Here is a 12,848-nt window from a genome sequence, read left to right as displayed (position 1 = left end):
CCCGGTCACGAGCGAGACGGCCTCGAGCTCCCGGCCGAACTCCGAGAGGATCGCTTCCTGAAGGTCCTGTGTGCGATCGAGGTGGCCGCACGGCACGCAGTACTGGATGTCGACGCTCGTCGTGCAGGCCAGCCGACAGGCGGATCGGACGTAAACGTCCGCCTTCCGGAACGACGGGGGCGCGTTCGCTCCGACTTACGAGACGAGCGTCCCCCTACTGGTGGCCGCGCCGCGCCGCGCGAACCGGCTTGGACCGGTTCGGGCCGGGGAGGGGAGGCCGCCGTCTCGGTAAGCCGGGGCTTCGTCGCGTCCGGGACCGGCCCCCGGATCGGCCGGATCGCACCGATCCCGCGTCGCGGCGCGGAGGGGCGTCCCTGCCCGCCGGGTAGGTCCGGAGAAACAAATGGCGAACCGGTAGACGGTGATGACAGTAACGCGTGGTGAGACCGATTCGCCGAGCAATCACGAACCCATCCGCGGCCGAGGCCCCCGAGGTCGCGGGCGCGCCGGCCCTCCGCCTCGACGCCGTCACTCACGAGTACACCGCCAGCGGCGGCCGGTTTCGGTCCGGAAGCGACCGCACCGTGACGGCGCTGCGGGACGTCTCGCTCGCGGTCGGGCGCAACGAGGTCGTCGGCCTCACGGGTCCGAGCGGCAGCGGTAAGTCGACGATCCTCCACGCCGTATCGGGCCTCCTCGTCCCGACCGAGGGGACGATCGAGCTCCACGGAACGGACCTCACCGAACTCTCCGATGGCGAGCGGCTGCGGCTCCGTCGCGAGCACGTCGGGATCGTCTTCCAGCGGTTTCACCTGCTCCCCGCGCTCTCGGCGCGAGCGAACGTGGCCCTGCCGCTCGTCCAGGCGGGCGTCCCGCGCCGTCGGCGGCGACGGCGAGCGACCGAGCTGCTCGAGCGCGTCGGCCTCGGCGACCGGGTCGCGCACCTTCCCGGCCAACTCAGCGGCGGCGAGTGCCAGCGCGTCGCGATCGCTCGGGCGCTGGCGACCGACCCCGACGTGATCGTCGCCGACGAGCCGACCGGCGAGCTCGACACGGCGACCAGCGAGACCGTCCTCGAGTTGCTCACCGACGTCGCCGACGACCGGGCCGTGCTGATCGCCTCCCACGACGCCCCCACGCTGGCGGTCGCCGACCGGGTTCTCGCCCTGCGCGACGGGACGGTGGTGGACGAGCCGTGAGCGACCGGCGGCGTCGTTCGCGCTGGAGCGGACTCGTCCGCGTGGCCGGAGCCAGGCTCCGCGGGCAGGCGACGGGGATCGCGCCCGGCCGCTCGCTCGCGATCGTGTGGGCCGTCGCGCTCACCGTCGGGCTGTTGCTGATCGTGACCGGCATGGCGCTCGCGCTCGCCGACGAGGGGACGGCGAGCCAGCACGACGCCGACGTCGCGATCGAACCCGGCGACGGGAGCACCTTCGCGTCGGTCGACGGCGTCGAGTCGTCCCGGCTGGCCAACGCCAGCGAGCGTGCGGCGGCGATCGAGTCCGCCGACGGGGTCGACCACGCCGCGCCGGTGTTCGTCGACACCGTCGCGATGCGGGCGGGCGCGAACGGGAGTATCTTGGACGCCGACGGGCCGCCCGACGACCGCGCGCAGGTACTCGCGGTCGGCACGGAGCCGCCCGACGGTGGCGGCGTCGTCGCCGGCGTGCCGACGGATCGCCTCGAATCCGGCGACGACGCCCGACCCGGCGACGTCGTCCTGTCGGAGGCCGCCGCGGAGCAATTGGGCGTCGAGGAGGGTGACGAGGTGACCGTGCTCACGGCGACCGAGCCGCGGACGCTCTCGGTCGCCGCCGTCGAGTCCGGTCCCGACGGGACGCCGGTCGCGCTCGTCCACCTCGAGGAGGCTCGCGCCATGGCCGGGCCGGGAGCGGAAGCCGACGCGCTCGCCGACCGGATGCTGATCTGGGGCGAGGAGGAGGAGGAGGCCGTGGCGGCGAGCGAGGCGGCCTACCCCGCCGCGTCGATCGAGTCGGCCGGGTCGACCGACCCGCGGGCGCTGTTCGACGACGGGCTGGCGCTGGCGACGAGCCTCGTCGCGATGGTCGTCGGCGTGACCGTCTGCGCGCTGTTCGTCGCGACCACCGCCGGCATGGCCGTCGCCGAGGATCGGCGGACGCTGGCGGTGCTCGCGGCGGTGGGCTTCTCCCGGCGGAGTCGACTGGCCGTCGTCGCGGTGGCCACGCTGGCGACGGTCGTGCTGGGCGCGCTCGTCGGCGTCGCGGTCGGCGCCGCGGGGATCCTCGCCGTCGACGCCGTCGTCTCGGCCACCGTCGCCTCCGGCTCGGTCGCCGCGTTCCACCCGCTGTTCGTCCCCTACGCCGTGGCCGTGGCGCTGCTGGCCGGCCTGCTGGCCGTCCCGTATCCGCTCGCGATCGCCGCGGGTACCGACGTCCTCTCGGAGGTGGGACGGTGAGCGTCCGCGGCGGGGTCGTGCGAGCGGTCGCGGTCGTCGGGCTGGGCGTCGCACAGCTGCGTCGCGCGCCGGGCCGGACCGCCCTCGCCGTCGCCGCGGTCGCGCTGGCCGTCCTCGCCGTGACGCTGCTCGCGAGCCTCGGCGTCGGCGTCGTCGACGCCGGCCAGGACGGACTCGAGGACGCCGACCGTGACATCTGGATCACGAGCGAGCCCGTCGACACCGCCCCCGGCGGCACCGAGAACTCGATCGTGGGCGCCCACGCGGTCGCGGCCGACGTCTCCCAGCGCGAGGACGTCGACAGCGCCGCCCCGATCGCGATGCACAGCACGTACGTCGGGACCGATCCCGACGAGTTGCGGTCCGTCTCCGCCGTCGGCGTCCCGGAGACCCACGGCGGATTCGAGTACGAAGACGGCGGCGGATTCGAGGCCGACGACTCCGAGTTCCTGGTGGACCCGCCCGACGATCCGGAGCCGACCGAGATCGTCGTCGATCCCGACCTCGCGGCCGAGCTGGACGTCGGCGTCGGGGACACGCTATACGTCGGCGTCAGCCAGGAGCCGGACGCCGCCCGCGCGTTCACGGTCGTCGGCCTCTCCGGTCACTACTCCCAGTACCTCGGGGAGCCCGCGATCACCGTCCCGCTGGCGGAACTCCAGGCGCTCGCCGGCAGCCGCGGCGCCGACCGCGCCTCGTTCATCACCGTCGACGTCGAGGACGGCGCCGACCGCGAGGCGGTTCGCGACGACGTCGCCGCGGACTACCCCGAGTACGACGTGCGCACCAGCGACGAGCAGCTGCTGGCGATGCTCGAGGATCGGGCGCTCGTGGTCGCCAGCGGGGTGACGCTCGTCGGTCTCGCCATCGTGGGCGGGATCGTCCTCACCGCCAACCTGTTCGTCCTCGTCGCCTACCAGCAGCGCGTCGAGCTGGCGGCGCTACGGGCGCTCGGCCTCTCGCGGTCGCTGCTCGCCGGCCTCGTCGGCGCGCAGGGGCTGCTCATCGGCGTCCTGGGCGGGATCGTCGCGCTGGCGGCCACGCGTCCGCTCGTCGGCGCGCTGAACGAACTCGCGCGAACGGCCGTCGGCTTCGACTCGCTGTTGCAGACGCCGCCGGCGGTGTACGCCGTCGGGGCCGCCGTCGCGGTGGGCGTCGGAACCGTCTCGGCGCTGGTCGCGGGCTGGGCCGCCGGCCGGTACGCGTCCATCGGTCGCCTCGAGGGCTAAATCGCCGGCTGGCACGGCTCCGTCGCTCGCCGCGAGGGCCGATCGCCGGTCGGGACGCCTCCATCTCCCGGCCGAATCCGACTCCATCGGTCGGCCGACACGGCTCGATCCCCCGATCGGTTCCGACTCCCTCGCTCGGCCGGACCCGGCCCCGTCACTCGGCCAGCCAATCGAGCACGTCGTCGAGGCCCGGGTCCCAGAGCATCCAGGCCCGGTCGTCGGTCCGCAGCGACGCGAAGATCCGACGGCTTCGCGAGCCGTCGACGTCGGCGCCCGGGGCCCGCAGGACGAGCTCGACCACCGCCCGGGAATCGTCGCCCCGGACGTCGTGCACCGCGGTCTCGGCGACGAACAGCCCCGCGTCGGCGACGGCCGCCGCGTGGGCCTCCTCGACCGGTCGCCAGGGCGACTCCGGGTGCAAACGCTCGTTCGCGCTCTCGAGATCCCCCTCGATCAGCGACTCGTAGAATCGGTCGGCCACCGTATCCGGCGCGTGGCCGGTCACGGGACGGGTGGTGTACCACCCCGCGGCCGCGAGGGCCGCGGCGACGACGGTCGCGATCGCCGCCCGGCGAGTCGTCACCAGTCGGTCGAGCGCCTCCCGCATCGGTCGAACGTCCGCCGCCGTCGCCGCCTCCGGGACGTCCGGTTCGGCGTCCGACCTGGCGTCGTCGTCGCTCCCCGCCCCGGTCGGGCCGTCGTCGCTCGGACCGCTCGCCATCGGTGCTCGACCCGTCCAGCGAACCAATTGTAAACGTTTCGTACCGTGTTCGACGCGGACGGCCGCCCGGCGCACGCGGAACCGGCGCGATCGGTCCGCCGACGCGGCGCTCGCCGAGACCGTCCGGTATTTGGTCGGGGCGGCACAAGAACAGCCGATGACCGAGCTCAGGTACCTCCCCGACGCGGACGACGTGACGACGTTCACCGCCGCGGTGACCGAGGCGACCCCCGAGTACCTCGTCCTCGACGGAACCTACTTCTACCCGGAGGGCGGCGGCCAGCCCGCCGACCGGGGCGAACTCGAGTGGGCGAGCGGTTCCGCGACCGTCGACGACGTCCGCAAGGATCACGGCGACGTCCAGCACGTCCTCGAGTCGGTGACCGGCGACCTCCCGGAACCCGGCGACGAGGTCGAGGGTCGCATCGACGCGACGCGCCGAGAAACTCTTCGACGGATGCACACCGCCCAGCACGTGGTCTCGCGCGTCGTCCTCGACGAGTACGGCGCGAGCACGGCCGGCAACCAGATCCACCCCGACCGATCGCGGATCGACTTCGAGCCGGCGGACTTCGACGAGGACGACCTCGAGACGATCCAGCGCCGGTCGAACGAGGCGATCGAGCGAGATCTCCCCGTGACGAAGGCGAACCGACCCCGCGAGGAGGTCGAAGCGCGGGTCGACGAGGGCCGCGCCCTCCTCCACCTGATCCCGGACCACGTCGACCCGCTGCGCGTCGTCGAGATCGACGACTACGACCTGTGCCCCTGCGGCGGGACCCACGTCGATCGGCTGGGCGAGGTCGGCCGGATCGAGATCACCGACCGCACCTCCAAGGGCGCCGACGTCGAGCGAATCGAGTTCGAACTGGTCGACGGCTGAGCGGAGCGCCCGGCGCCTCGACGGTCGGACCCGCGTCGACGCGGCCGAGATTCGATCCGTCGACGATCCCACTCCGCCGAAATCGGCGACGAAGGCGCCCTCCGGCGCCGCGACCGTGGTCCACGCGGAACTGAGGACGGCGCCGTACACGACGCATCACCGCCGCCGAATCGTGGTCTTCGAGAACGAAGGAAGCGGACACGCGGAGGTCAGCCACGTCCAGGCCCTCCGGGCGTCTCCGAGGACGGCTCCCCCGCCGAGTTCCGACCGTCTCCGAGGACGGCTCCCGCGCCGAGTTCCGGCCGTCTCCGAGGACGGCTCCCCCGCCGAGTTCCGACCGTCTCCGAGGACGGCTCCCCCGCCGAGTTCCGACCGTCTCCGAGGACGGCTCCCCCGCCGAGTCCCGAGCGTCTCCGAGGGCGGCTCCCCCGCCGAGCCGGCCGCACCCGCCGGCCGACCGCCGCGCGGCCGCGTCTCGTCAGGGAGCGAGACGGCCACGAAAGGGTTGGAGAAGCGTCGCCGTAGCCCGCGGCGATCAACCGTCGAGAACGATTTCGCCCGCGCCGTCGACAGTGATTCGGTAGCCGTGGTACGCGAACGTGAGCGAGGCGTCGTCGGCGAGGCCCTCGAACAGCGCGTCGAGCGCGTCCGGGTCGACGGCGTCGTACAGCGGTTCCGTCAGTTCGAGCGGATCGGTTCCCTCCCGTTCGGCGACGGCCTCGACGATGCGGAGGCTGAGTGTCGCCCCGTCTCCCCGATCGGACCGGATCTTCGGTGCCGTATCCATGGTCGGCCATTCCGGGACCGGCTGATAAGGGTGCCGACGGTTTTCCACCGAATTCGCCCCGTCGTGAACGTTCAGTCGTCGTTAACGCCCCACTGAAAGGGCCCAAAATAGCCCGCACGACCCGAGACGCACCCGTCTCGTCGAACGGCTTCCGGATAGCCGACGGTGATTTTCGACGGGTTCGTGGACGGTTGCTGGGCCCGCTTGATTCCGGATCAGCGGTGCTTGAAGGCCGTCCGAATCGGGTGTGTTCGGCGGGGAACCCCGCTCCCGAATCCGTTCGTGGGTATCGACGCTCCCGATCTGGCGCCAGCGGCCCCGATCTCGCGACAGGAACCCCGAGCGTCTCACCGTCCCGATCGTATCGACGGGCGCGCATCGCCGCCCCCGGCCTGCCCCGTCGTCGAGGGCCGCGACTCGCTCCCGCGGCAACTCGATCGTCACGACCGTCTCCCGGGGTTCGCGCCCCTCGAACCGCAGCGAGCCGTTCGATCGGCGGACGATCCGGTCGAGGAGCCGGCTGCCGATCCCGCTGCCGTGGGAGAGGTCGTGGACTCCCGATCGCCTGAGACCACCGCCCGATCGTGGTCGGTGATGCCGGGACCGGCGTCGGCGACCCGTATCCGAACCGCGGACGCGGTCGTCTCGACCCGGATCTCGACCGTCGGCGCCTCCCGATCCTCGTGGCGGATCGCGTTCTCGACGAGTTCGTGGACGGCGACCGGCGCGTTCTCGGCGGCGCCGCCCGTCGCGTCGCGACCGAACGGCGGGCCGCGCGACGGGCCGTGCTAGTCGTCGCTGGCGGCGTAGCCGGTCGCGTCGGAGGGGGTCGCGGCCTCGGGTTGGCCGGGCAGTTCCGCGCGAACGTCGTCGCGGCCGTCCTCGGTGATCGCCGCGCGGTAGGCGTCGGGCATCACCTTCACGAAGCGGTCCACGGCCGCCTCCCAGGTCTCGAGCAGCGAGCCGGCGCGCTCGGAGCCGGTGTAGACGACGTGGTTCTCGACGAGCCGGCGGAGCATCGCCTCGTCGGCCTCCTCGAGCTCGTCGTAGAGGGTCACCAGCTCCGCGTTGGCGCGGTCGGGGAAGTCGCCCTCGGGGTCGTAGACGTAGGCGACGCCGCCGGACATGCCGGCGGCGAAGTTCGTGCCGGTGTCGCCGAGGACGGCGACGACGCCGCCGGTCATGTACTCGCAGCCGTGGTCGCCGACGCCCTCGACGACGGCCTTCGCGCCGGAGTTGCGGACGGCGAAGCGCTCGCCCGCGACGCCCTCGACGTAGCACTCGCCGCCGGTCGCCCCGTAGAGGGCGACGTTGCCGATCGCGACGTTTTCGGCGGGGTCGTAGGCGGCCGTCTCCGGGGCGCGGACCGTCACGGTTCCGCCGGAGAGGCCCTTGCCGACGTAGTCGTTCGCGACGCCGGTGAGGTGCAGCGAGACGCCGCTGGCCAGGAACGCGCCGAAGCTCTGGCCGGCGATCCCCTCGAGGTCGACGTCGATCGCGTGCTCGGGGAGGCCGGCCTCGCCGTAGCGGCTCGTCACCCGGTTCGAGAGCATCGCACCCACCGAGCGGTCGACGTTCGAGACGGCGGCGGAGAGGGAGACGGGCTCCCCGTCCTCGATGGCGGGCGCGGCGTCCGCGAGCAGCCCGCGATCGAGCTGGTCGTCGAGCTCGTGGTCCTGCTCGCGGACCTTCGTCCGGACGTCGCCGGCGGGCTCGGCGAGCACCGCCGAGAGGTCGACGGTGCGCGCCTTCGGGTGCTCGAGGTCCTCGCGCTGGCTCAGGACGTCGACGCGGCCGACCATCTCCTCGACGGTGCGGAAGCCGAGCTCGGCCATGCGCTCGCGCAGGTCGCGCGCCAGGAACGTCATGTAGTTGACGACGTGATCGGGCTCGCCGGGGAACCGCTCGCGGAGGTCGCCGCGCTGGGTCGCGATCCCGACCGGGCAGGTGTTCTTGTGACACTGGCGAGCCATCACGCACCCCTCCGAGACGAGCGAGGCGGTGCCGAAGACGTACTCTTCCGCGCCGAGCAGGGCGGCGACGGCGACGTCGCGTCCCGTCTTCAGCCCGCCGTCCGTCGAGACGCGGATCCGGTCGCGCAGACCCGTCTCGCACAGCATCTGGTTGGCCTCGGCGAGCCCGAGCTCCCAGGGGAGGCCGGCATGCTTGATCGACGTCCGCGGCGAGGCGCCGGTGCCCCCGGAGTGTCCCGAGATGTGGACGACGTCGGCGTTGGCCTTCGCGACGCCCGCCGCGATCGTGCCGATGCCCGCCTCGGAGACGAGCTTGACGTTGACGTCCGCGTCCTCGTTGGCCGCCTTCAGGTCGTGGACGAGCTGTTTGAGGTCCTCGATCGAGTAGATGTCGTGCAACGGCGGCGGCGAGATGAGCCCCACGCCGGGCGTGGACTTGCGGACGTGGGCGATCATCTCGTCCACCTTCATCCCCGGCAGGTGGCCGCCCTCGCCGGGCTTGCTCCCCTGGGCCATCTTGATCTGTAGCTCCTCGGCCGCCGAGAGGTACGTCGAGGTGACGCCGAAGCGTCCCGAGGCGACCTGCTTGACGGTGCACTCGCGCTCGGTGCCGAAGCGCTCGGGCGGCTCGCCGCCCTCGCCGGAGTTGGACTTGCCGCCGATCCGGTTCATCGCGATCGAGTTGTTCTCGTGGGCCTCCGGCGAGAGGCTGCCGAGGCTCATCGCCGCCGTCGAGAAGCGAGTCACGATCGCTTCGACCGGCTCGACCTCCTCGAGCGGGACGGGATCGCGATCCGAGTCGAACTCGAGCAGACCCCGCAGCGTCTGCAGGTTCCCCTGCTGGTCGTCGATCAGCTCGGCGAATTCCAGGTAGCGCTCGTAGTCGCCCGACCGGACGGCCTGCTGGAGGGCGCCGACGGTCTTCGGGTTCCACTGGTGGTGGAGGCCGTCGTTGCGGTGGCCGAACTCCCCGGTCCGGTCGAGCGCCGCCTCGCCGCCGAAGCCGACGCGGTGGCGCTCCAGCAGGTCGGCCTCGATCTCGGCGAGGCCGATCCCCTCCGTCCGGTTCTCGGTCCCGTCGAAGTACTCCTCGACGAGGTCGGCGTCGAGACCGACGGCCTCGAAGATCTGGGCGCCCCGGTAGCTCTCGACCGTCGAGATCCCCATCTTCGCCATGATCTTGCGCACGCCGTCCGCCAGGGCCTCGACGTAGGCGTCGATCGCCGCCTCGAGGTCGGCGCCGTCCGCGCCCGCGGCGAGGTCCTCGACGGTCCGGAACGCCAGGTGGGGATTGACCGCGCCCGCCCCGTAGCCGATCAGCGTCGCGTGCTGGTGGACGGTCCGGGGGTCGCCGGACTCGACGACGAGGCCGACGTGGTTGCGCAGTCCGTTCCGGACGAGGTGGTGGTGGACGGCGCCGGTCGCGAGCAGACTCGGGATCGGGACGCGCTCGGCGTCGACGGCCCGATCGGAGAGGATCAGCACGTCGTGACCGCCCTCGATGGCGGCGACGGCGTCCGCGCGGACGCGCTCGACGGCCGCCCGGAGCGCCTCGCCGTCGGGCGCTCCGAGTTCCGCCTCGTTCGGCGGGTCCCCGTCGCCCGGCACGTACGTGATGTCCACCGTCGCGGCGGTGATCCCGTTCGCGTCGCACTCGCGGACGGCGTCGAGCTCGGCGTCGGTCAGGATCGGCGAGTCGAGGACCAGCTGTCGGGCGTGGGCGGGCGACTCGGCGAGCAGGTTGCGCTGGAAGCCGAGCCGGCACTCGAGGCTCGTCACCTGCTCCTCGCGGATGTAGTCCAGCGGCGGGTTGGTGACCTGGGCGAACAGCTGTTTGAAGTACGAGAAGAGCGGCCGGTTGTGGTCGGCGAGCACCGACAGCGGCGTGTCGTCGCCCATCGAGCCGACCGGGTCTTTCCCCTTCGTCGCCATCGGCTCGACGAGGTTCTCGAGCTCGTCGTGGGTGTAGCCGAACGCCGCCTGGCGGGCGCGGAGGTCGTCGACGGCCCGGCGGGGAGTTCGATCGCCCGTCCGCACGATGTCGTCCAGGTTCACCTGCTCCTCGGCGACCCACTCGCCGTAGCGATCGTCGACGAGGGCCGCGAAGACCTCCTCGTCGGGAATCACGCGACCCTCCTCGGGGTCGGCGAGGAACAGCTGACCCGGCTCCAGCCGGCCGCGCTCGGCCACCCGCTCGGGAGGCGTCTCGATCGCGCCGGCCTCGCTGGCGACGATCAGTCGGCCGTCCGTCGTGACCTCGTAGCGACACGGGCGCAGGCCGTTGCGGTCCAGGACGGCGCCCACGCGCTCGCCGTCGGTCGCGGCGACGAGGGCCGGGCCGTCCCACGGCTCGACGAGCGACGCGTGGAAGTCGTACCAGTCCTTGCGTGCCCGGGGCATCGACTCGTCGCCCCGCCAGGCCTCGGGGACGAGCATCCGCAGTGCGTGGGCGAGATCCCGGCCGTCCTGGAGCAGGAGTTCGAGCGCGTTGTCGACGTTCGCGGTGTCCGACTGGTCGGGATCCGCGATCACGGGTTTGACGGACTCCAGGTCGGTGATGACCTCGCTCTCGAGGTCGGTCTCGCGCGCGCGCATCCAGTTGACGTTACCCCGGATCGTGTTGAACTCGCCGTTGTGGACGACATTTCGATACGGGTGGGCGAGGTGCCAGGCGCCGAGCGTGTTCGTCGAGAAGCGCTCGTGGACGAGGACGAACGTCGATTCGACGCGCTCGTCGGCGAGGTCGGGGTAGTAGGACGCGAGCTGCTCGCCCTTGAGCAGCCCCTTGTAGACGACCGTCTTCCGATCGAACGAGCAGACGTAGAAGCGTTCGGCCCCCGGAAGATCCCGCTCCTTGATCTCGGTTTCGAGCGCGCGCCGGGCGACGTAGCAGGTGCGGTCGAACGACTCGGGGTCGAGGTCCGCCTCTACGGTAGCCGCGAAACACTGCCACACGTCGGGTTCCGACGTCAGGGCGGTCTCCCCGAGCCCCTCGGTATTCGTCGGCACGTCGCGCCAGGCCGCGACCTCGAGGTCGTAGCGCCCGAGGACGTCCTCGACGACGTCGACGAGCGCCTCGCGGGCGTCGTCGTCCCGCGGGAAGAAGATCGAGCCGACGGCGTAGGTGTCCGGCAGGGAGACGTCGAGCGCGTCCCGGAAGAACGCGTCGGGCGTCTGCAGCACGACCCCGGCGCCGTCGCCGGTGTTCGCTTCCGCGCCGGTCGTCCCGCGGTGTTCGAGGTTCACGAGCAGTTCGAGGCCGTCCGCGACGACGTCGTGACCACCCGCCCCCCCCAGGTCCATCACGACGCCGACGCCGCAGTTCGAACGCTCGTCCCCGGGGTCGGCGAGTCCGGGCGAGCGCGTGGTGGAGTGTGATCCGCGTGGCTGTGGCATGGGATGACGTGCGAGGCTCTCGAATAAGAGGGTAGCCCATAATGTCTATATGTATTATAAGCACATACGATCGTATATTAGGTGTAAGGACCCGTCCCGGCCGTCGGCCCGCGTCGGGTGGAAGCAGTCCCCGGAAGCGACCGAATCGGCCGGTTTTTCGGCGACCGAGGACGCCGATCGCGAGCCCGTCACCCGTCGCCTTCCCGACTGGTAGGTCCCGGATAGCGTTCGACAGGCGATAGATACCCCCTCGGTTGACAGTCCATAGAAAAGGAATACCACGACGAACGTACGGTCACATGAAGCGACGCGCGTTCCTCGTCGGCGCCGGCGCCGCGGCCGTCCCGACCGCGCTCGTCGGGGCTCGGGTGGTCCGCCCCGACGACGCGGACGAGCCCCCGGTCCAGAACGCGTCGACGCGCGTCCAGCGGGCGGGCGACGGGCGGCCCGACTTCGACGTCGAGCCGGTCTGCTACCGGAAGCCGACGTCGGGAAAGACCGAGTGGATCTTCAACGCCAGCAACGACGACGATCGGACGATCGAGGCCACGTGGCGAACCGTCGACGAGGATCGAACGGGAACCGTCGAGGTGCCCGCCCGCGGCGACGAGACCTTCCGGATTCCGGGGGAGAAGGGGGCCGGTCCGACCGTCGCGCTCGTCGAGGACGGCGAGGTCGTCGGCGTCGCGGACGCCGAGGGGGCGCCGCGCTGTCGGTCGAACGGGTGAGACGTCCGTCCGTCGCACCCCTCCGTCGCACCGTCCGTCGCACCCCTCCGAATAGCACGCTCGCGACCGTCCGGACGCGAGGCCGTCCGGTCGCCTCGCTTCGATCGCTACGAAAGATCCCACCACCGGTCGTAGTAGCTCGCGACCTCCTCCACCCGGTCGCGGGCTGCGGAGACGTTCTCGTCGAGCCAGGCGAACGGGTCGGAGACGTCGGAGTCGAGGCCGAGGACTCCTTCGAGCGTGCCGAGCATCGCGTATCCCAGGTGGCTGATCTGGTAGCCGCCTTCCTGGACCAGGACGAGCCGGTCTCTCGCCGTCTGCCCCGCCAGCTCGCGCGCTCGCCGTCCGAACGCCTCGAACCCCTCTTTCGTCACCACGTTCCGGCCGAGCGGATCGACGGTCCCGGCGTCGGCGCCCGCGCTGACGATCAGGAGATCGGGATCGAACGACCCGACCACCGGCTCGACGAGGCGCTCGAAGGCATGGGCGTAGCCCTCGTCGCCGGTCCCGGGCGGAAGCGGAACGTTCAGATTGAATCCCTCGCCCGGACCCGAACCGTGTTCGTCGACGTCACCGGTCTGCGGGTGGGCCTCGGGATCCCAGGACCAGTGATCGTTGTGGAGGCTGATCGTCAGAACGTCGTCGCGGTCGTAGAAGATCTCCTGGGTGCCGTTGCCGTGGTGGACGTCCCAAT

General features: G+C 71.8%; 9 protein-coding genes and 2 pseudogenes. 5 read left to right on the top strand and 6 right to left on the bottom strand.

The genetic code is table 11. The features are described from left to right. On the bottom strand, nucleotides 1–108 hold a 108-nt coding region (locus tag QZT59_RS18355), incomplete at its 3' end, for an Rdx family protein (RefSeq protein WP_290819328.1). Between the two features lie 353 nt (nucleotides 109–461). On the opposite strand from QZT59_RS18355, the gene QZT59_RS18350 reads away from it, so the two are divergent. Genes QZT59_RS18350 through QZT59_RS18340 form a run of 3 tightly spaced genes read left to right on the top strand, consistent with a single transcriptional unit; the run spans nucleotide 462 to nucleotide 3,666 of the window. Further along, nucleotides 462–1,199, top strand: a complete 738-nt coding sequence (locus QZT59_RS18350; RefSeq protein WP_394348683.1) for an ABC transporter ATP-binding protein — start codon at nucleotides 462–464, stop codon at nucleotides 1,197–1,199. A gap of 41 nt (nucleotides 1,200–1,240) precedes the next feature. Beyond that, entirely contained in the window at nucleotides 1,241–2,437 is a 1,197-nt protein-coding gene (locus QZT59_RS18345) for an ABC transporter permease (protein ID WP_290819326.1), read from the top strand. Further along, nucleotides 2,434–3,666 (top strand): ABC transporter permease, encoded by a 1,233-nt coding sequence (locus QZT59_RS18340; RefSeq protein ID WP_290819325.1) that lies wholly within the window; start codon nucleotides 2,434–2,436, stop codon nucleotides 3,664–3,666. The genes QZT59_RS18345 and QZT59_RS18340 overlap by 4 nt, the downstream gene beginning before the upstream one ends. Nucleotides 3,667–3,820: 154 nt before the next feature. Here the strand turns inward: QZT59_RS18340 and QZT59_RS18335 are convergent, their stop codons facing one another. After that, nucleotides 3,821–4,387 (bottom strand): hypothetical protein, encoded by a 567-nt coding sequence (locus QZT59_RS18335; protein ID WP_290819324.1) that lies wholly within the window; start codon nucleotides 4,385–4,387, stop codon nucleotides 3,821–3,823. A 157-nt stretch (nucleotides 4,388–4,544) separates the two neighbouring features. Between QZT59_RS18335 and QZT59_RS18330 the strand changes: the two genes are divergently transcribed. Then, on the top strand, nucleotides 4,545–5,270 hold the full coding sequence (locus QZT59_RS18330; protein WP_290819323.1) for an alanyl-tRNA editing protein: 726 nt from the start codon (nucleotides 4,545–4,547) through the stop codon (nucleotides 5,268–5,270). Between the two features lie 535 nt (nucleotides 5,271–5,805). Here the strand turns inward: QZT59_RS18330 and QZT59_RS18325 are convergent. The 3 genes and pseudogenes from QZT59_RS18325 to gltB all read right to left on the bottom strand — a co-directional run bounded on the left by QZT59_RS18325 (nucleotide 5,806) and on the right by gltB (nucleotide 11,426). Beyond that, the gene (locus QZT59_RS18325; protein WP_290819322.1) at nucleotides 5,806–6,057 is read right to left on the bottom strand and encodes a HalOD1 output domain-containing protein; all 252 of its coding nucleotides are present in this window, start codon (nucleotides 6,055–6,057) and stop codon (nucleotides 5,806–5,808) included. Between the two features lie 440 nt (nucleotides 6,058–6,497). Next, nucleotides 6,498–6,782: pseudogene (locus tag QZT59_RS19275) on the bottom strand (ATP-binding protein); the annotation flags it as partial. Nucleotides 6,783–6,845: 63 nt separating this feature from the next. Further along, nucleotides 6,846–11,426 (bottom strand): glutamate synthase large subunit, encoded by a 4,581-nt coding sequence (gene gltB, locus QZT59_RS18320; RefSeq protein ID WP_290819321.1) that lies wholly within the window; start codon nucleotides 11,424–11,426, stop codon nucleotides 6,846–6,848. A 299-nt stretch (nucleotides 11,427–11,725) separates the two neighbouring features. Between gltB and QZT59_RS18315 the strand changes: the two genes are divergently transcribed. Then, nucleotides 11,726–12,154, top strand: coding sequence for a hypothetical protein (locus tag QZT59_RS18315; protein ID WP_290819320.1), 429 nt, complete (start codon nucleotides 11,726–11,728; stop codon nucleotides 12,152–12,154). A 107-nt stretch (nucleotides 12,155–12,261) separates the two neighbouring features. On the opposite strand, the pseudogene QZT59_RS18310 reads toward QZT59_RS18315, so the two are convergent. After that, a pseudogene (locus QZT59_RS18310) lies at nucleotides 12,262–12,848 on the bottom strand (class II histone deacetylase); the annotation flags it as partial.

This window comes from Halovivax sp. (assembly GCA_007119345.1).
GTDB lineage: Archaea > Halobacteriota > Halobacteria > Halobacteriales > Natrialbaceae > Halovivax.
The sequence above is the reverse complement of the archived record's forward strand: the minus strand, read 5'-3'. Positions and strand labels throughout refer to the sequence as shown.

Bases quoted from the DNA above. Each gene is read 5' to 3' on its own strand.
- QZT59_RS18335 (WP_290819324.1), bottom strand. From the start codon at position 4,387: ATGGCGAGCGGTCCGAGCGACGACGGCCCGACCGGGGCGGGGAGCGAC.
- QZT59_RS18330 (WP_290819323.1), top strand. From the start codon at position 4,545: ATGACCGAGCTCAGGTACCTCCCCGACGCGGACGACGTGACGACGTTC.
- QZT59_RS18325 (WP_290819322.1), bottom strand. From the start codon at position 6,057: ATGGATACGGCACCGAAGATCCGGTCCGATCGGGGAGACGGGGCGACA.
- gltB (WP_290819321.1), bottom strand. From the start codon at position 11,426: ATGCCACAGCCACGCGGATCACACTCCACCACGCGCTCGCCCGGACTC.
- QZT59_RS18315 (WP_290819320.1), top strand. From the start codon at position 11,726: ATGAAGCGACGCGCGTTCCTCGTCGGCGCCGGCGCCGCGGCCGTCCCG.